Below are 18,806 nucleotides of genomic sequence, written 5' to 3' on the forward strand. Positions count from 1 at the left end.
TATTCTGGATTTCTATATAAAGTAAATAATAAATAATTTCTATAATACGCGGAATGTATTTTGTTGTTTAATTTTCCGCGTATTATAATTCTATAGTACGCTATAATTATTATATTTGGTGAGATTCCGCGTAATATAATAGATATGAGAATTATTGGTAGAGTAGAAGAGCGTAAAACCATGCAAGCCATGCAAAAGGATGATAAAGCACATTTGTTAGCTGTTATTGGTCGTCGTCGTGTTGGTAAAACCTTTTTAATACGCGAAGTTTATAAAAATGAAAAGGTCTTTGAAATGACAGGTTTAAAGGATGCAAATCTACACGACCAGTTAACAAACTTTTCATTACAGATGAATCTCTATTTTCCCAATAAGGAAATCTATAAAAAACCAGAAAGTTGGCTTATGGCTTTTAGTGAGTTAAGTCAGGTTATTGCAGCTATTAAAACAAAACAGAAACCGGTTGTTTTTTTAGACGAATTACCATGGATTGCTAGTAAGCGCTCTGGTTTTATGGAGGCCTTAGCACATTGGTGGAACAATTGGGCATCACAACAAAATATAATTGTGGTTGTTTGTGGTTCTGCAGCTTCGTGGATGCTTCAGCATGTAGTGAATGCTAAAGGCGGTTTGCATAATCGTATTACCAAACTTATTAGTTTAATGCCTTTTACGTTGCAGGAGACTGAGGCCTTTCTGAAGGAAAAAAATATAAATTTAAGTCATTATCAAATTATTCAACTGTATTTATCTTTAGGTGGTATTCCGCATTATTTAGATCAGGTAGAAAAAGGAAAAAGTGCAGCGCAAAACATTAACGATCTCTGTTTTAAAAAAGATGGTTTCTTAACTACCGAATTCGAAAACCTTTATCCTGCATTATTCGATAATGCTGGAAGCCATATAAAAATTGTAAAAGCTTTGGCTAGTAAAGCTAGCGGATTAAATAGACAAACCATTTTAAAACTCACTAAATTATCTGATGGTGGTTACTTTACCAATATTTTAAGCGAGTTGGAAGCTTCTGGCTTTATATCTACGTTCGAGCCTTTAGAGAAAAGTAAAAAGGATACGTTGTTTCGTTTAACCGATGAGTACTCTTTATTTTATCTCAGTTTTATGGTAGGACGCAATAAGCTTAATAAAAGCGATTGGTTACGCGTAAGCGAAACGCAACAGTATAAAATATGGTGTGGTTATGCGTTCGAAAACTTGTGTATTAAACATATAGATAGTATTAAAAGCGCCTTAGGTATTTTAGGTGTAGAAACGAACGTTAATAGCTTTTTGCATAGAAAGGATAATAACTACGGAAAAGGCTTCCAAATAGATATGCTTATCGATAGAAAAGATAATATTATAAACATTTGTGAGATGAAATTTTATGCAGACGAATTTAGTATTAGTAAAGATTATGCTCAAAAACTACGTACCAAACGTGAAGGTTTAAAAGCGGTTACAAAATCTAAAAAGATGGTGCATATTACGTTTGTAACGGCTTATGGTGTTTTAGATAATGCGCATAAAATGGACTTGGTGGAGAACGATTTTATTACTTCAATCTTTTTTGAATAGATTTGGCCTTCGCAAAGCAAAAGGTCAGACGTAATTGCTTTTAGCTAGTGTTAGTAGCTTAAATTATTATACCGATTGTACCAGTCACTTGCAAAACAACAAAGAGAAAGCGCCTTTAGGCTATTTATTTCTGTGCCGTAGTCAACTGATTGTCCATGCATAACAGAATGTCTATTAAGTTTACTGAAATATTTAGAATTTTTGACTTTTATAGAAGGAACATTTAGTGAGCTATCTTCTTTTAAAAATTCTACAAAACTTGGATTTTTTTCTTTGTCTAAATGCTTTTCTAAATTTTTTCTATTATGAAAAATTTTACCATCCATTATTCCATCTCCCTGTGACAAGAAAAGAATTGTAGAAGAATAAAACATATTGGAGTTATGTGCTTTAAAAGCTTCTTTAATTATTGCTTTTCTTTCATTATGTTTTTGAATTAAATTTTCTTCTATTGAGATTAAATTTTTTTTAAAGAAATTTACCATGATAGAATCAGCTTCTACTGTTCTTTCAGTTTTTATTAAATCGATGACCTCAGAAACTTTTTTGACTTCAATATCACCAGGAATATACCAGCCGTAATTCAATAATGTTTTTGTGTTTTCTTCTATCGAATCATTTTTTATATCACAATATGCGGCTATTATAGACGTTAGATTACCCGTTGATTCAAATTCTTCAAGTTTCTTTTTAATGAAAGAGAAATCCTTATTCATGCTTTTGAGAAGGGTTATTGCTGTTAACGTGTTAACTGATATGAAACTGTTTTAATATTTTATATCAAACGATAGTTTAAATACGCGATAGTTTAAATACGAAGTTAGCCTATTTTTTTGACAAAGTCAAGCCTTATAAAGTACTCAGAAATTGAACAAGTTTAGTAACCGCTTTCCCACGATGTCCAATTTTATTCTTCAGTTTTAAATCTATTTCAGCAAAGGTTTCAGTATAACCATTTGGCATAAAAATAGGATCGTAGCCAAAACCTTGGTCTCCTTTTTTATCTAAGGTAATTTCACCTTTACAAATACCAGTAAACGTTTTTAACTCACCATTTAAGTTTAGAGATACAACGGTTTTAAATTGGGCCTTTCGGTTTGGTTTCTCTTTTAAGTTTTTTAGAAGCAAATCCATATTGTCGTTAGCATCGCGTTTTGGTCCTGCATATCGCGCACTAAATACTCCAGGTTCATTATTTAGAGCTTCAACTTCAAGTCCTGTATCGTCTGCAAAACAATTGTAACCGTAATGCTCTTTTATGTATTCGGCTTTTTGGACGGCATTACCTTTAATAGTATTTTGAGTTTCTGGAACATCTTCAAAGCAACCAATATCTTTTAAACTTAATAGTTTTATAGAAGATGGGATTAAAGATTGTACTTCCTTTAGTTTGTTGAGGTTGTTTGTAGCGAAGACTAGTTGCATGGTTTGTTTTTTAAAAGGTAAAAATACAATTATACTTAAAAGTATAATTCTAAAAGTGTAACGTTTTTATTAAATGAGGCTAGATAAGTATACCTTAGTAAAAATTTTAAAGCCTTAACTAAACAAAACCAAACACCATGAAAAAATGTATTAGCCTATTATGTATTGTATTATTTATGTCTTGTAACGATGCAGAACACTCAAAAAATATAATTGGTGAGTGGGAATGTGTAAGCTGGATTAATGAAGCAACAGGAACAGATAATTGCAATAATAATGTAACCTTCAATTTTAAAGAAGATAAAAGCTATACTTCTAAAATCCAGTCTGATAAAACAGAAGGAAGTTATAAAATTACTAACGGTTTATTATACTGCACACCAACTAGTAAAATGGAAATTGCGGTAGAAATTAATAAATTGACTAAAGATACTTTAGCTTTTACAATGAGTCGCTCTGGAAACAAGGAAGTTATGACTTTGGTTAAACAGTAACTTATCTATGATGGTAAGGTTCATTCCTTAAAATAGTAAAACCTCTATACAATTGCTCGATAATAAATAAGCGAACCATTTGGTGAGAAAAAGTCATTTTTGAGAGTGAAATTTTTCCTTTAGCTTTATTGTAAACATCTTCAGAGAACCCATAAGGTCCACCAATAACAAATACAAGCTGTTTTATTCCAGAATTCATATGCTTTTGGAGGTAATTAGAAAAACCTACACTATCGTGCTGTTTACCATTTTCATCTAACAGAATTAAAACATCAGTAGCACTTAATTTGTTTAAAATAAGATCGCCTTCTTTTTGTTTCTGTTGTGCTTCGCTTAAGTTTTTAGAGTTTTTTATATCAGGTATAATTTCTAAATTAAACTTAATATAAAAGCCTAAACGCTTTTGGTACTCGTCTATTAACGCTTGAAGCTGCTTGTTGTCTGTTTTGCCAATGGCAATGAGTTTAATGGTCATGTGGTAAAGGTAAAACTTTTTATAATTTGGAATTTAAAAATTTCATTTTTTTGATTTGCAATCATTATTTTAGCTGAAACAATTTTTTAGCAATGATTTCTCAAGAACAATTTAATAAAGAAATAGAATTAATAATTGCAAATGCCATTCGTGAAGACGTAGGAGATGGAGACCATAGTTCGCTATCGTGTATTCCTGCAACAGCACAAGGCAAAGCAAAGCTTTTAGTTAAAGACAATGGTATAATTGCAGGTGTAGAATTTGCAAAACAAGTATTTGCTTATGTCGATCCTAAAATGAAAGTAGAAACGCTTATAGAGGATGGTAGTAAAGTAAATTATGGTGACATTGTTTTTTATGTAAAAGGTGCTTCTCAATCTATTTTAAAAGCAGAAAGACTTGTGCTTAACGCTATGCAGCGCATGAGTGCGATTGCGACTAAAACTAAAATGTTTGTAGATTTACTAGATGGTACTGGAACAAAAATTCTAGACACACGTAAAACAACTCCAGGAATTCGCGCATTAGAGAAATGGGCTGTAAAAATTGGAGGAGGAGAGAACCACAGATTCGCTTTGTACGATATGATTATGCTTAAAGATAACCACATTGATTTTGCAGGCGGAATTACTAAAGCCATAGAAAAAACACAGCAGTATTTAAAAGATACCAATCGCGATTTAAAAATTATAGTAGAAGCTAGAGATTTAAACGAAATTGAAGAAATCTTGAAAACCGACGGTGTTTATAGAATTTTAATAGATAACTTTAATTACGAAGACACTAGAACTGCAGTAAAGCTTATTGGAGACAAATGCTTAACCGAAAGTTCTGGAGGTATAAACGAAAAAACGATTAGAGATTATGCTCTTTGTGGAGTAGATTATATTTCGTCTGGAGCGTTAACACATTCCGTTTATAATTTAGATTTAAGCTTAAAAGCCGTAGATTAAATAGCATATAAATGCCGGAAGCAAGGATTGAAGAATTAATAGAAGAGAAAGTTGTTGAAAAACAGCTTAAAGAAAAGCAGTTAAAACAAAAACTGCTAAAAATTCCTGTGCTTAATATTGTGATAAAATTACTGAGTAAGATAAAATTACCAGGATTAGAAGGTTTATCGCTTTACGATTTATTAGAGCTTTATGTCATAGGAATAGCAAAAGGAGCACTAACAACGCGAGCAAGTGCAATAGCTTATAGTTTTTTTACTGCACTATTTCCGTTTTTGCTTTTTATAATAATTATTATACCAAGTATTCCTATAGACGATTTTGAAGGCGAGTTTTTAACTTTTTTAGAATCGGTATTGCCACCAACAACAACAGATTTTTTTCACGATAATATATTTGATGCCCTAAAAGGAAACAATAGTAATACCGGATTATTATCTACTGTTTTAGTGGTTGCTATTTTTTTAATGACAAATGGTGTAAACGCACTATTTTCTGGGTTCGAGAATTCCTATCATCAACAATTGACTCGTAACGCTTTTAAGCAATATTTCTTTGCAATGGGAGTAGCATTAATTCTATCTTTACTACTAATTTTAACAGTAGCGTTTTTAGGATACTTTCAAATTTATGTAGTAGATAACACTTTAGAGTTCTTTAAAGAATATGGTTACGAATCAAGACGTAAAGCAGGTTTTTGGGCAAACATAGCACAATATGCTTTCTTTGTTATCATTACTTTTCTAGCAACTGCAACACTATATTATCTAGGAACACGAGAAGGTAGGAAAGCCAGTTTTTTCTCTGTAGGTGCTTTGTTTACAACTATATTAATAATGTTAACCTCATATTTTTTTGGAATATATATTGAGAATTTTTCAAATTACAACGAGCTTTATGGTTCTATTGGAGCCTTATTAATATTGCTATTTTACCTTTGGCTAAACGCAAATATTCTGCTATTAGGTTTCGATTTAAACATGGCGTTAATGGGCTTAAGAAAACAACAGGAAAGTGAATAAATATCTAATAGTTTTTATTTTTTTAATTTCCTTTTCAGGAAATGCCCAAGATGTTTTTGGACAATGGATAACAGTTGATGATGAAACGAAGGAAAAAAAATCGATTGTAGAAATTTTTAAAAGAGACGGAAAAGTCTTTGGAAAAATTATAGAAATATTTGATGCTTCAAAAAGAGATTTGCCTTGTGTCTTTTGCAATGGAATAGATTATAATAAACCAATTTTAGGTTTAGAAATAATTAAAAACATGAAAAAGGATGATGAATATTACAGAAAAGGAACAGTAATAAATCCTGAAAACGGAAAAACATATAAATTAAGGTTAGCTTTGGATAACGATAATAATGATATTTTGCAGGTACGAGGTTATATTGGTTTTTTTTACCAAACGCAATATTGGGAGCGTGTTATGCGGTAAGCAGTATTAAGTTATTAGTTAAAAATTTAGTAATCTAAATATCGAATAATCCAACAATCGAATTGAATCATTTCATAGACGTCATATTAGCCATTCCGCTGGAAAAAATGTTTACTTATAGCATTACAAAAGCCGAATCTGAGTTTTTGCAAGTTGGTATGCGAGTGTCTGTACCTTTTGGTAAAACAAAAATTCACACAGGTTTAGTTGGTGCAATACATACCAATCCGCCTTTAATATATGAAGCCAAAGAAATTCATCAAATTTTAGACGAAACGCCTATTGTTACACAAAAACAATTAGAATTTTGGCAATGGATTTCGAAATATTATATGTGTACAGTAGGTGAGGTTATGCGTGCAGCATTGCCAAATGCTTTTATTTTGGAGAGCGAAACACTAGTTAGTAGAAATTTAGAAAAGGAAATAAAAGATACCGATTTAAAAGACGATGAATATTTGGTGTACGAAGCCTTACATCATCAATCAACTTTAAAGATTCAAGAGATTTCTAACATTCTAGATAAAAAGAATGTGCTTCCAGTTATTAAGCGATTAATAGAAAAGGAAGTTATTTTATTACAGGAAGAAATTTACGATAAATACAAGCCTAAATATGTTCGTTATGTTAAACTTATGCCAGAATATACTAGCGAAATTGGTTTGCATGAATTGTTAAACGATTTAAGTAGAGCCGAAAAACAAAGACAAGTAGTAATGACTTTGTTTTCAATTTCGGCAAAAACTAAAAAACCTGTAAAGGTTAAAGAGTTGATAGAGGAGAGTGGAGGTTCTTCGGCAATTGTAAAAACGTTAATAGATAAAGGTGTTTTAGAAGAATACCATATCCAAACAGATCGTGTGCAATATGAAGGCGATGAAAGTGAAGAGACCAAGGCTTTAAACGAATACCAAACTGAAGCACTTAAACAAATAGAAACGTCTTTCGAGACACAAAATGTAACGCTTTTACATGGTATTACTTCTTCTGGTAAAACCGAAGTTTATGTAAAACTTATAGAACAAATTTTAGCAGAAGGCAGGCAAGTATTGTATTTATTGCCAGAAATTGCTTTAACCACACAATTAGTTGTGCGTCTTCAAAATTATTTTGGAGAGCAAGTAGCTGTGTTTCATAGTAAATACTCAGCACATGAGCGCGTTGAGGTTTATAATCAAGTATTGGGTAATTCCGCGAAAGCGAAAATAGTTTTAGGTGCTCGCTCATCTATATTTTTACCATTTCACGATTTGGGATTAATAATAGTGGACGAGGAGCACGAGCAATCTTTCAAGCAATTCGATCCTGCACCACGTTATCACGCAAGAGATGCTGCAATAGTTTTAGCACATTTACATAAGGCTAAAACATTGTTAGGTAGTGCAACGCCAAGTTTAGAAAGCTATAATAATGCTATTGAAAATAAATACGGATTAGTAGAAATTAACCGTCGTTACAACAATGTGCAATTACCAGATATTGAGTTGGTAGATCTTGCCGAGAAATACAAAAAGAAACGCATGAAAGGTCATTTTAGCGATAGAATGATTGAGGAAATTACAGAAGCTTTAGAAGAAGGTTACCAGGTAATTTTGTTTCAAAACAGGAGAGGTTACTCGCCAATTGTAGAGTGTAATACTTGTGGTCATTCGCCACAGTGTACAAATTGTGATGTAAGTTTAACATACCACCAATACAGAGGTCAATTACGTTGCCACTATTGTGGTTATACTAGTGCGATGTTGCAAAAATGTATGGCTTGTGGTACGTCTAATTTAGATACTAAAGGTTTTGGTACAGAACAAATAGAAAACGAAGCAAAAACTCTGTTTCCAAAGGCTAAAGTTGCACGAATGGATTTAGATACTACTCGTGGGAAATATGGTTACGAGAAAATAATTACGGCTTTAGAACAACAGGAAATAGATATTTTAGTTGGTACACAAATGCTAACCAAAGGTTTAGATTTTAGAAATGTAAAAGTTGTAGGTATTATGAATGCCGATAATTTGCTTAATTTTCCAGATTTTAGAGCACATGAGCGTAGTTTTCAACTCATGCTTCAGGTTTCTGGACGTGCAGGAAGAACAAAAGAACGTGGTAAGGTTTTAATACAAACCTATAATCCGTATCATAAAATATTACAACAAGTATCTACCAACGATTATCTTGGAATGTTTAAAGAGCAGTTACAAGAACGTCGCGATTTTAAATATCCTCCATTTTATAGACTTATAAAAATCACCTTAAAACATAGAGATTATAATAAGGTAGAAACTGCGAGCGATTGGTTTGCAAAATCATTAAGACAAGTGTTTAAATGCAATGTTTTAGGCCCAGAATTCCCACCAGTGTCGAGAGTTAGAAATCAATATTTAAAAAATATTCTAATAAAAATTCCACAACCACAATCTTTAGGTAAAACAAAAGAAGCGATAAAGAAAATTAATTCAAGTTTTGAAACTATTGGTCCTTTTAAAGGTGTTCGTGTTATTTTGAATGTGGATAATTATTAATGAAATAGCAATTTGGTTTCAAATTGTGTGATTGCATTAATTCTGCTGAAAAGTGAAATCTTTTATGTCATTCCTGCGAAGGCAGGAATCCATTTTAAGTCTTATTCTATAATAGATTCCTGCCTTCGCAGGAATGACAGAAAGGATAAGTTTTAGGCAAAAAAAATCCCATTCTCTCGAATAGGATTTTAAATTCTATAGTTTTTGTTTCAGCTTAAATATTATTCAAAGCGTCAACAAGTAACGTCTTTTTATTCCTACTTAAAGGAATTTCGTAAGAACCAACTTCAACATTTTTACTGTTAAATCGGTCTACTTTGTCCAAATTCACAATGTGGTTTTGTCATTCCTGCACAGGCAGGAATCCACTTTTAATTTTATTTATAATAGATTCCTGCCTTCGCAGGAATGACAGAAAGGATAAGTTTTAGGCAAAAAAAATCCCATTCTCTCGAATAGGATTTTAAATTTTATAGAATTTGTTTCAGCTTAAATATTATTCAAAGCGTCAACAAGTAAAGTCTTTTTGTTCCTACTTAAAGGAATCTCGTAAGAACCAACTTCAACATTTTTACTGTTAAATCGGTCTACTTTGTCCAAATTCACAATGTAGGATTTGTGAATTCTTAAAAATTTACCTTCAGGTAGTTCGCCTTCAAAAGCTTTCATTGTAGATAAAACTACAAGAGAAGTGTCTTCGGTTACTAATTTAACGTAATCACCAAGTGCTTCAATCCACTTAATGTCTTTAATATATACTTTACGTTTTTTAAGGTTACTTTTTACAAAAATGTGCTCACCTTCAGTCTCGTTAAAGTCTAATTTAAGTTTGTGTTGTTCTAAAGCTTTATCAACTGCTTGATTAAAACGTTCGCGATTAATTGGTTTTTGTAGGTAATCTGTCGCGTCGTAGTTAAAAGCTTTAAATGCGTATTCTGTTTTTCCAGTAACAAAAATAATTTGAGGTTTGTTGTTTAGCACATCTAATAGTTCGAAACCATTAAGTACAGGCATTTCAATATCTAAAAAGATAAGGTCTACCTTATGTGTGTTCAAGCCATTTTTTGTTTCTAAAGCGCTGCTGTATTCAGCAATTAGGTTTAGGGAGTTGTTGTTCTCAATCAATTTAACTATTGAAAGTCTTTGTATTGCCGAATCATCAACTACTACACAATTTAGAGTCATAGCGTATATTTATTTGGGTTTAATTATCGACAATGTTACAAAAAATTCGGATTAAAACCAAAAAACATCGCTTAAATGTAAATTTGAACATTTTATTAGACTTAATTGAACGACTGTGCTAATACTTTATTTTAATTGTAAAAAGAATTGTGTGTTATTACAAAAAGAGTTATTTTTGCACTCATTTTAACACAAATAAATAGATTTTTATGAATCATTATGAAACTGTTTTCATCTTAAATCCCGTTTTATCTGATACGCAGATAAAGGAAACAGTACAGAAATACGAAGAATTTCTTACTAGTAGAGGAGCAAAGATGGTATCCAAAGAAGATTGGGGACTTAAGAAGTTAGCTTACCCAATTCAAAACAAAAAAAGTGGGTTTTACCACTTATTTGAGTACACCGTAGATGGTGAACACATTAATCCTTTAGAAGTAGAGTTTAGACGTGATGAGCGTTTTATGCGTTACTTAACTGTAGCTTTAGACAAGCACGCGATTTCGTGGGCAGAGAGAAGAAGAGTTAAATTAAAAGCAAAAGCGTAATTATGGCATCTATAGAGCAACAAGCAAAAGGAAAAAAAGAAGGTGAAATTAGATATTTAACGCCTTTAAATATTGATACGAACAAGCAAAAAAAGTATTGTCGTTTCAAGAAATCTGGAATCAAGTATGTTGATTACAAGAATCCAGACTGGTTAATAGGTTTTATAAACGAACAAGGTAAAATTTTACCAAGACGTTTAACAGGAACTTCTTTAAAGTATCAAAGAAAAGTATCTGTAGCTGTGAAAAGAGCGCGTCATTTAGCGTTATTACCTTATGTAACAGATTTATTAAAATAAAATATTCATAACAATGGAACTTATATTAAAACAAGACGTTGAAAATTTAGGATTTAAAGACGATGTTGTAACGGTTAAGAACGGTTATGGTAGAAACTTTTTAATTCCTACAGGTCACGCTGTTATCGCTACGTCTTCTGCAAAGAAGGTATTAGCTGAGAACTTAAAGCAACGTGCATATAAAGAAAAGAAAGAAATCGAAGAAGCAACAGCAATTTCTGATGCTATCAAAGGTTTAGAAATTAAGATTGCATCTAAAACTGGTCAAGGAGACAAGTTATTTGGTTCTGTAAACAATATTAATGTTGCAGAAGCTTTAGCAAAAGAAGGTCACACTATAGATAAGAAATTCATCTTAGTAACAGGTGGGAATGTTAAGCGTTTAGGTCTATACAATGCATCTATTCGTTTACATAGAGAAGTATCTGCAGATATTCAGTTTGAAGTTGTAGCACAAGCTTAAAAAGTAAATTTTGTTAACGTTATGTTAATAAAATATTAATATTAAAAAGCCACTTATTTATAAGTGGCTTTTTTTTTGGTAATTTTGTAGAGAATTAATTATGCAAGCATGATTAAATATAACAACAACAACTCACTACGAAATGAAAAAAAAATTACTTTCAGTTTTACTTATGTTTTTTGTCGCTTTGGCTTTTGCTCAGGTTACAACATCTAACATAAAAGGTCTTGTTTTAGACGAGATGAATGAACCTTTACCTGGAGCCAATGTACTTGCGATACATACACCAACAGGAACTAGATTTGGTGCTGCTACAAATTTCGATGGTCGTTTTAACTTACTTAATCTTAAGGTAGGTGGACCATATTCTATTACAATTAGTTTTGTTGGTTACAAAGAACAAGCTTTTACCGATGTTTATTTAACTTTAGGTAAAACGCAAAACTTAGACATTACTATGGCTTCAAATAATCAGTCTTTAGAAACTGTTGTTATAACAGGAACGGGAGGGACAGGAACTTTTGGTAGCGACCGTACAGGAGCAGAAACAAGTGTAGGAAGAAGAGAATTAACAAGTTTGCCAACAATTTCAAGATCTGCAGCAGATTTTACTAGATTAGAACCTTCGTCTTCTGGAAACTCTTTTGGAGGTAGAAACGATCAATTCAACAATTTTAGTTTAGATGGTGCTGTTTTTGGAAATCCTTTTGGATTGGATGCAGCAACAGTTGGAGGACAAACAGATTCTCAGCCAATTTCGTTAGATGCTATAGATCAAATTCAAGTATCATTAGCACCATACGATGTTACACAATCGGGTTTTACAGGTGCATCTGTAAATGCTGTAACAAAAAGTGGAACAAATGAATTTCACGGAACTGTATATGGCTTTACAAGAAATGAAGATCTTACAGGTGGTAAAATTAAAGGACAAGATGTTTTTAAAGCAGATTTAGAACAAACACAATATGGATTAAGTATTGGAGGTCCAATTATAAAGAATAAGTTATTCTTTTTCGCCAATTTTGAAAAAGACGAACGTACAGATTTAGGTGCTCCTTTTGCACCAAATAGAGGTACTGGTGCAGTAAATGAGTCTATTGTTGCAGAGCAGGACTTAATGGATGTTAGTAATGCTTTATTGAATCTAGGATATAATCCTGGTAGATACGAAGGTTTTAACTACAACTCTAACTCTACAAAAGGAATTTTTAAATTAGATTGGAATATCAATGATAATAACAGATTAGCAGTAATCTACAATTTCTTAGATGCATCAAAAGAAAAGCCAGCACATCCAACAGCTATTGGTGTTAGAGGTCCAAGTTTTAGAACGTTACAATTTGAAAACTCTGGTTACGAAATTAATAATAAGTTAAATTCATTTCAAATAGAATTAAATTCTACTTTACCTGGAGATGTTACAAACAAATTACAAATAGGTTACACTCACTTCGACGATTTTAGAAACCCTTTATCTGGTCCAGCACCAGTAATTTCTATTCAAGATGGAGCAGGTTCAAGTTATATTATTGCTGGTCATGAGCCATTTTCAATAAATAATAAATTAGACCAACGCGTTTTTCAATTAACAGATAATATGAATTTCTTTAAAGGAGACCATACGTTTACTGTAGGATTTAACTTTGAGAAATTCGAATTTAAAAATTCATTTAACTTAGTAAATTACGAATCTTTCAACTTTGGTATTTTCCCTTATTACGGATTATTTTCTCCGTATCCAGATGTTCAAACTTTTTTAGACAATGCACAACCAGGAGGAGTAGTAGACCAGTATTTAGGAGCAACACAAAATGCTTATGATCAATTTAACGCTAATGGAGAAGGAAATGATGGAGGTTGGAAATTAGCAGAGCTTAACGTTGGACAATTAGCATTTTATGTTCAAGACGAGTGGAATGTTACAGACGATTTTAAGCTTACTTACGGTATACGTATGGATAAACCATTATATTTTGATACTGCAGATTTAATACAGAAGTATATTAATACAGAAAATGGAGCTACAAGAGACAATTCGGTTACTTATTTTAATCCAAATACTAACGAAGAAGTTACTTTAGAGTCTACAAAATTACCAGATAGTAAGCCATTAATCTCTCCAAGAGTTGGGTTTAATTACGATGTTAAAGGTGATAACACTTTTCAAGTACGTGGTGGATCAGGAATTTTTACAGGTCGTTTTCCTTTTGTTTGGTTAGGTAATCAAGTAAGTGGAGCAGACGATGGTTTCTTTCAAATAGTAGATCCCGAATATAAATGGCCACAAGTTTGGAGAACAAATATTGGTGGTGATTATAAATTCGAAAATGGTGTAATAATGACTGCAGATGTATCTTATACTAAAGATATTAATGGAGCGCATGTTCAAAATTGGGGATTACGTAATCCTACAGAAACTTTAAATGCACCTGGAGATAATAGACCCGTTTATGCAGATGCAGATAAAGGTAATAATGCATATGTATTTACAAATTCTAATAAAGGACGTATTTGGAACTATACATTAAAGGCTCAAAAAACGTTTGGAAAAGGATTCTATACAAGTTTAGCTTATAACCATTTAGACTCTAAAGATGTAAATTCAATTGAAGCTGAAATTACTGGTGATGCATTCGATTTTAATCAAGTATCTGGAAATGCAAATGACGCTGTTTTAAGTGCTTCTAAATATGGAGATAAACACAGATTTATTGGTGTAGCAAGTAAGAAATTTACTTACGCTAACGATAAATGGTCTACAACATTATCTACATTTTTTGAGTATGCACAAGGCGGACGTTTTAGTTATACTTACGCAGGAAACATAAATAACGATAGTTCTGGACAGAATAACGATTTATTATATGTACCAACAGCAGGAGAATTACAACAAATGCAGTTTTCTGGAACAGCAGCAGAGCAAGCTACTCAAGCAGCAAATTACGAAGCATATATTCAACAGGATGATTACTTAAGCGAAAAAAGAGGTGATTATACAGACCGTTATGGAGCATTAGCACCATGGAGAGGAAAGTGGGATGTTAAATTATTACAAGATTATAAATTTAATGTTGGAAACGGTAAAACAAACACTATCCAAATAAGTGTAGATGTTCTAAACGTTGGAAACTTATTAAATAGCGATTGGGGAATTGTACAACTTCCTAACAATGTAAGTCCAGTTTCTGTGTCTGTAGACCAGTCTACAAATACACCAACATATTCTTTTAACGAGTCTAATCAAGAAACTTTTGGTTACAACACGTCATTATTATCAAGATGGCAAGCACAAGTAGGAGTGCGTTACATTTTCTAATAATAAAACATAATAATTTACGTAAATTTGCGCTTCTAATTTTTTTAGAAGCGCATTTTTTATTAAAAATCGTTTCTAATTTTTAAAATTAAAATTAATTTTAATTATATCGCTGTCGCGGAAACACCAATTTATGAAGCATTTATATTACATATTATTAGTTATCTCTTTTGTGTCTTGCAAGAACGATGTTTCTAATACCTCAACTTCAACTTCAACTGAAGCTGAAACACAAACTATTAAAAAGTCTGCGTTAATTGAAGCTTTTGAATATTCGGCAAATGCAGCACCAATTATAAGTGTGCATCGAGGAGGAAAAAGCATTAAAAATTATCCAGAAAACTGCTTAGAAACATTACAATATGTAAACGATAGTATTCCTGCTATTTACGAAATAGATGTAGCCAAAACAACAGACCATAAATTAGTACTATTGCACGATAATAGTTTAGAGCGTACAACTACAGGAATAGGTAAATTAACAAGCCATACCTATAAAGAGTTAAGCGATTACTATTTAAAAGATGCTTTTGGAAACGAAACAACTTTTAAAATCCCATTATTTACAGACGTTTTAAAATGGGCAAAAACTAATAATGTAATATTAACAGTAGACATTAAACGTAGTGTAAACGTAGAAACTGTAATAGACGCTATTAGAGCAGAAAAAGCAGAAGATGTTTGTATTATTATTACTTACGACATGCAACAAGCTAAAAACGCCTATAAATTGGCGCCAGACTTATTGCTATCTGTTTCTGCTAGAAATGAAAAAGAGTTAGGTTGGTTATTAGGCTCTAATATTCCTACAGAAAATATGTTAGCATTTACAGGCACACGTTTGTCTCCAAATAATTTTTATAAAACAGTACAATCTCATGGTATAAAAACCATTTTAGGTACTTTAGGGAACTTAGATAAACAAGCTGAATCTAAAGGAGATGTGCCTTATAAATTATGGCAAGACAAAGGAATAGATGTTTTTGCAACAGATAGACCTTTCGCTACTGCAAAGGCATTAGGTATTAAGAAATAGAATAATAAATTAATAATATTCCCATTTTCATGGGAACGAAAAATTATATTTTTTCATGAAATACGCAAGACTTACAAAAGAACAATTTGAAGAATTAGAACAAGAGTTTATTAACTTCTTAGCGACACAATCTATAACAGGAGATGAATGGACTAATTTAAAAGCTAATAAACCAGAATTAGCAGAATTGGAATTAGATATTTTTAGCGATTTAATTTGGGAAGGTGTTTTAAACCAAGCAAAATATTTAGAACATATTTCACCAAACGACATTCACTTGTTTGCTTTAAACGAAGACCATATGCATTTAATTGGTGTTAAAGTAAAAGACGAGGCAGATTTAACTACAGCAGAAGGTTTTGCTTGGCTACGTGCTAACTTAATGCATGATAATGTAGAATTCGTACAAGCTAAAAAAGACTATAGCGAAGATAAAAACTTAGATAGGTTTACACTTATTCAGCAAGGTTCAAACATTACAAAAGGAGAGTTGTACGAGTATATGTCTAAGTTAATAAACTAGCAGTAGAAACACAGTGTCATTGTGAGGACGAAGGACTTGGCAATCTGTTAATTTGTATTTCAATTATACTTGGGTAACCTATCAAAAGATTGCCACGCTTTTTTTTATTGAAAAAGCTCGCAATGACAAAACTACGTTGTCACTTCGAGTGATTCCGAAGTATGAGGAATTGTATCGAGAAGCAATAATTTAAAATTAAACTACTATTTTTGTTTTCTGAATTTATTTAGAATTCAAACAATTATTAAAAAAAACCTGCTTTAGCAGGAAATACATATGGCACAAAAACCAAGCATACCAAAAGGAACAAGAGATTTTAATCCAGAACAAGTTGCAAAACGTAACTATATTTTTAGTACCATAAAATCTCAGTTTCAAACTTTTGGTTTTCAACCTATAGAAACACCAAGTTTCGAAAATAGCGATACTTTAATGGGGAAGTATGGTGAAGAAGGTGATCGCTTGATTTTTAAAATTTTGAATAGTGGTGATTTTATTAGTGATTATAATAATAATTTAATTAAGTCAATTAAGTTGGCTTTGAGAAATTTTAAAGCATTTATTGAGAAAAATTCAAATAAAGCAGAAAAAGAAGGTTTTTTTGATAATTTCATTAATGTTTTTCCTGAAGTATTAAGAAGAAATAAGGAAATTAAATTTGATGAGAGATCTATAAATTTAGATAAATTAAGTTCAGATATATCTACGAAAATTCAAACATATTTAGATAAAGACTTTTTGTTAGAGATGTTTGTCGAGGATGACGACAGGTACTTAACTACTTTAACTATAATAATATTTGGTGATTTTTATTATGAATTAGGGAATAAATATGTAGGAGAATATATCTCAGAAAAAGCATTAAGATATGATTTAACAGTGCCATTTGCACGTTACGTTGTACAACATCAAAACGAAATAGAGTTTCCATTTAAGCGTTATCAAATGCAACCAGTTTGGAGAGCAGATAGACCACAGAAAGGACGTTTTAGAGAGTTTTATCAATGCGATGCAGATGTTGTTGGTAGTGATTCACTTTGGCAAGAAGTAGAGTTTATACAGTTGTACGATAACGTATTTACAGCTTTAGGTTTAAAAGGCACAATTATAAAAATTAACAACCGAAAAATATTATCTGGTATTGCGGAAGTAATTGGAGCAAGCGATAAGCTTATCGATTTTACTGTTGCTTTAGATAAGTTAGATAAAATAGGAGAGGAGAAGGTAAAAGAAGAGATGTTAGGTAAAGGAATTCCGCAAAGTGGGATTGATAAATTGCAACCATTATTTTCTTTATCTGGTGATTTTGAAGCTCAAATAGAAATTTTAAAAGGTATTCTTAGTACTTCCGAAGAAGGAAAAAAAGGTATTGAAGAGTTAGATTTTATAAACGAAGCTATTTCTAGTTTAGGTTTACAATCTGCAAAGCTACAACTTGATGTTACTTTAGCACGTGGTCTTAACTATTACACAGGTGCTATTTTTGAAGTTTCTGCACCAGAAGGTGTAAAAATGGGCTCTATTGGAGGAGGTGGAAGATATGCTGATTTAACAGGCGTCTTTGGATTAAAGAATGTAAGTGGTGTTGGTATTAGTTTTGGTTTAGATCGCATATACTTAGTACTTGAAGAATTAGGATTGTTTCCAGAAACTATAGCAAAAAGTACAGAGGTTATGTTTATTAATTTTGGTGATAAAGAAGCGTTGTTTTGTTTAAAAGCAGTTAAATCTTTGAGAGAAGCTGGTGTAAATGCAGAATTGTACCCAGATAAAATTACCAACGGTAAGCACATGAAAAAACAAATGAATTACGCTAACAAGCGAGAGATTCCATTTGTGGTGTTAGTAGGCGAGGAGGAGATGAATACTTCGGTTTATACTTTAAAAAATATGATAACAGGAGATCAGACCAAAGTGTCTTTAGAAGCTCTTATTACTGCGGTTAAGTAAAACTAAAAATATTAAATAGAAAAAGCCTGAAATTTAATTTCAGGCTTTTTGCATTTATTTTGTGCTAACAGCAGCTGTACTTATGTCCAATCCTAAAGCTAGAATAGAATATTCATTAATTATATCTATACCTTGAATTAAAAACAGTCTATCGCTAATTGTCCAGTACATATTGTATGGATGGTTTTCAAAACTATTAGCATTATAGCAAAAACCTATTCCTGATGTTGCATTAGTATCTGCTGTTACTAAAAGTTGTCTGTGAATATTTTTTACAGAGGTAAATCCTAAACGTATTTTCATTTTGTCGTCTCCATTAGATTGGGCGAATATATTAGTAAAAAAAGCAATAAATAGAAATGAAAGTAAAACGAATTTTAGCGAAAGTTTAGTCATTAAATAGCTTATTAGGAATTGAGGTGTTTTAACACTTCTAAATTTATGAATTAAAGTAAGCTAGCTAAAAAAAGAGCTCGAATTAACCTGTAAAAACGATATATGTAAGGGTTACTTCTACAAGTTTTTAATTATTAAATACAGTATTTAATAATTAAAAAGCCCTAAAGTTTCCTTTAGAGCTTTTTAAAATTGTGGTTTCAACTTAA

At 31.7% G+C, this 18,806-nt stretch carries 18 protein-coding genes; 13 read left to right on the top strand and 5 right to left on the bottom strand.

The features are described from left to right. The first annotated feature begins 144 nt into the window (after nt 1–144). The gene (locus tag CW733_RS02430) at nt 145–1,575 is read left to right on the top strand and encodes an ATP-binding protein (RefSeq protein ID WP_100995353.1); all 1,431 of its coding nucleotides are present in this window, start codon (nt 145–147) and stop codon (nt 1,573–1,575) included. Nucleotides 1,576–1,625: 50 nt separating this feature from the next. Here the strand turns inward: CW733_RS02430 and CW733_RS02435 are convergent, their stop codons facing one another. Both CW733_RS02435 and CW733_RS02440 read right to left on the bottom strand, forming a co-directional pair. Continuing rightward, a complete protein-coding gene (locus CW733_RS02435) occupies nt 1,626–2,291 on the bottom strand; it encodes a hypothetical protein (protein ID WP_100995355.1) in 666 nt (221 codons plus the stop codon). A 133-nt stretch (nt 2,292–2,424) separates the two neighbouring features. Continuing rightward, the gene (locus CW733_RS02440) at nt 2,425–3,000 is read right to left on the bottom strand and encodes a non-canonical purine NTP diphosphatase (protein WP_100995357.1); all 576 of its coding nucleotides are present in this window, start codon (nt 2,998–3,000) and stop codon (nt 2,425–2,427) included. A gap of 137 nt (nt 3,001–3,137) precedes the next feature. On the opposite strand from CW733_RS02440, the gene CW733_RS02445 reads away from it, so the two are divergent. Continuing rightward, nucleotides 3,138–3,494: a lipocalin family protein gene (locus CW733_RS02445; RefSeq protein ID WP_100995359.1), complete on the top strand. Its 357-nt coding sequence runs from the start codon at nt 3,138–3,140 to the stop codon at nt 3,492–3,494. 1 nt (nt 3,495) lies between these two features. Here CW733_RS02445 and rlmH read toward each other — a convergent pair whose 3' ends face one another. Then, the gene (gene rlmH, locus CW733_RS02450) at nt 3,496–3,969 is read right to left on the bottom strand and encodes a 23S rRNA (pseudouridine(1915)-N(3))-methyltransferase RlmH (RefSeq protein ID WP_100995361.1); all 474 of its coding nucleotides are present in this window, start codon (nt 3,967–3,969) and stop codon (nt 3,496–3,498) included. 92 nt (nt 3,970–4,061) lie between these two features. On the opposite strand from rlmH, the gene nadC reads away from it, so the two are divergent. The 4 genes from nadC to priA all read left to right on the top strand — a co-directional run bounded on the left by nadC (nt 4,062) and on the right by priA (nt 8,878). Continuing rightward, a complete protein-coding gene (nadC, locus tag CW733_RS02455; protein WP_100995363.1) occupies nt 4,062–4,922 on the top strand; it encodes a carboxylating nicotinate-nucleotide diphosphorylase in 861 nt (286 codons plus the stop codon). Between the two features lie 11 nt (nt 4,923–4,933). Then, the gene (locus CW733_RS02460) at nt 4,934–5,944 is read left to right on the top strand and encodes a YihY/virulence factor BrkB family protein (protein ID WP_100995365.1); all 1,011 of its coding nucleotides are present in this window, start codon (nt 4,934–4,936) and stop codon (nt 5,942–5,944) included. Beyond that, nucleotides 5,937–6,362: a DUF2147 domain-containing protein gene (locus CW733_RS02465; RefSeq protein WP_100995367.1), complete on the top strand. Its 426-nt coding sequence runs from the start codon at nt 5,937–5,939 to the stop codon at nt 6,360–6,362. Before CW733_RS02460 ends, CW733_RS02465 begins: the two co-directional genes overlap by 8 nt. A 62-nt stretch (nt 6,363–6,424) precedes the next feature. After that, a complete protein-coding gene (gene priA, locus CW733_RS02470) occupies nt 6,425–8,878 on the top strand; it encodes a primosomal protein N' (RefSeq protein WP_100995369.1) in 2,454 nt (817 codons plus the stop codon). A gap of 489 nt (nt 8,879–9,367) precedes the next feature. Here the strand turns inward: priA and CW733_RS02480 are convergent, their stop codons facing one another. Continuing rightward, the gene (locus CW733_RS02480; protein WP_100995371.1) at nt 9,368–10,063 is read right to left on the bottom strand and encodes a LytTR family DNA-binding domain-containing protein; all 696 of its coding nucleotides are present in this window, start codon (nt 10,061–10,063) and stop codon (nt 9,368–9,370) included. A 209-nt stretch (nt 10,064–10,272) separates the two neighbouring features. Here CW733_RS02480 and rpsF point away from each other — a divergent pair, with 209 nt between their 5' ends. The 7 genes from rpsF (at nt 10,273) to hisS (ending at nt 18,201) form a co-directional block, all read left to right on the top strand. Beyond that, complete coding sequence (gene rpsF / locus CW733_RS02485; protein ID WP_100995373.1) at nt 10,273–10,611, top strand: 30S ribosomal protein S6; 339 nt, start codon at nt 10,273–10,275, stop codon at nt 10,609–10,611. Continuing rightward, entirely contained in the window at nt 10,611–10,910 is a 300-nt protein-coding gene (gene rpsR / locus CW733_RS02490; protein WP_198520124.1) for a 30S ribosomal protein S18, read from the top strand. The genes rpsF and rpsR overlap by 1 nt, the downstream gene beginning before the upstream one ends. 13 nt (nt 10,911–10,923) lie before the next feature. Continuing rightward, entirely contained in the window at nt 10,924–11,373 is a 450-nt protein-coding gene (gene rplI / locus CW733_RS02495) for a 50S ribosomal protein L9 (RefSeq protein WP_100995375.1), read from the top strand. 142 nt (nt 11,374–11,515) lie between these two features. Further along, nucleotides 11,516–14,692, top strand: coding sequence for a carboxypeptidase regulatory-like domain-containing protein (locus CW733_RS02500; RefSeq protein WP_198520101.1), 3,177 nt, complete (start codon nt 11,516–11,518; stop codon nt 14,690–14,692). Nucleotides 14,693–14,825: 133 nt separating this feature from the next. Further along, entirely contained in the window at nt 14,826–15,728 is a 903-nt protein-coding gene (locus CW733_RS02505; protein WP_100995379.1) for a glycerophosphodiester phosphodiesterase family protein, read from the top strand. A 55-nt stretch (nt 15,729–15,783) separates the two neighbouring features. Next, the gene (locus tag CW733_RS02510; RefSeq protein WP_100995381.1) at nt 15,784–16,251 is read left to right on the top strand and encodes a DUF6495 family protein; all 468 of its coding nucleotides are present in this window, start codon (nt 15,784–15,786) and stop codon (nt 16,249–16,251) included. Nucleotides 16,252–16,527: 276 nt separating this feature from the next. Further along, a complete protein-coding gene (hisS, locus tag CW733_RS02515) occupies nt 16,528–18,201 on the top strand; it encodes a histidine--tRNA ligase (protein WP_100995383.1) in 1,674 nt (557 codons plus the stop codon). A gap of 54 nt (nt 18,202–18,255) precedes the next feature. Here hisS and CW733_RS02520 read toward each other — a convergent pair whose 3' ends face one another. Further along, a complete protein-coding gene (locus tag CW733_RS02520) occupies nt 18,256–18,597 on the bottom strand; it encodes a hypothetical protein (protein WP_157811524.1) in 342 nt (113 codons plus the stop codon). Nucleotides 18,598–18,806: the final 209 nt, after the last annotated feature.

Source organism: Lacinutrix sp. Bg11-31 (assembly GCF_002831665.1).
Taxonomy (GTDB): Bacteria; Bacteroidota; Bacteroidia; order Flavobacteriales; family Flavobacteriaceae; genus Lacinutrix.

What these genes read in the sequence shown, in the direction of transcription:
- CW733_RS02430 (WP_100995353.1), top strand. Translation starts at nt 145, where the DNA reads ATGAGAATTATTGGTAGAGTAGAAGAGCGTAAAACCATGCAAGCCATG.
- CW733_RS02435 (WP_100995355.1), bottom strand. Translation starts at nt 2,291, where the DNA reads ATGAATAAGGATTTCTCTTTCATTAAAAAGAAACTTGAAGAATTTGAA.
- CW733_RS02440 (WP_100995357.1), bottom strand. Translation starts at nt 3,000, where the DNA reads ATGCAACTAGTCTTCGCTACAAACAACCTCAACAAACTAAAGGAAGTA.
- CW733_RS02445 (WP_100995359.1), top strand. Translation starts at nt 3,138, where the DNA reads ATGAAAAAATGTATTAGCCTATTATGTATTGTATTATTTATGTCTTGT.
- rlmH (WP_100995361.1), bottom strand. Translation starts at nt 3,969, where the DNA reads ATGACCATTAAACTCATTGCCATTGGCAAAACAGACAACAAGCAGCTT.
- nadC (WP_100995363.1), top strand. Translation starts at nt 4,062, where the DNA reads ATGATTTCTCAAGAACAATTTAATAAAGAAATAGAATTAATAATTGCA.
- CW733_RS02460 (WP_100995365.1), top strand. Translation starts at nt 4,934, where the DNA reads ATGCCGGAAGCAAGGATTGAAGAATTAATAGAAGAGAAAGTTGTTGAA.
- CW733_RS02480 (WP_100995371.1), bottom strand. Translation starts at nt 10,063, where the DNA reads ATGACTCTAAATTGTGTAGTAGTTGATGATTCGGCAATACAAAGACTT.
- rpsF (WP_100995373.1), top strand. Translation starts at nt 10,273, where the DNA reads ATGAATCATTATGAAACTGTTTTCATCTTAAATCCCGTTTTATCTGAT.
- rplI (WP_100995375.1), top strand. Translation starts at nt 10,924, where the DNA reads ATGGAACTTATATTAAAACAAGACGTTGAAAATTTAGGATTTAAAGAC.
- CW733_RS02500 (WP_198520101.1), top strand. Translation starts at nt 11,516, where the DNA reads ATGAAAAAAAAATTACTTTCAGTTTTACTTATGTTTTTTGTCGCTTTG.
- CW733_RS02505 (WP_100995379.1), top strand. Translation starts at nt 14,826, where the DNA reads ATGAAGCATTTATATTACATATTATTAGTTATCTCTTTTGTGTCTTGC.
- CW733_RS02510 (WP_100995381.1), top strand. Translation starts at nt 15,784, where the DNA reads ATGAAATACGCAAGACTTACAAAAGAACAATTTGAAGAATTAGAACAA.
- hisS (WP_100995383.1), top strand. Translation starts at nt 16,528, where the DNA reads ATGGCACAAAAACCAAGCATACCAAAAGGAACAAGAGATTTTAATCCA.
- CW733_RS02520 (WP_157811524.1), bottom strand. Translation starts at nt 18,597, where the DNA reads ATGACTAAACTTTCGCTAAAATTCGTTTTACTTTCATTTCTATTTATT.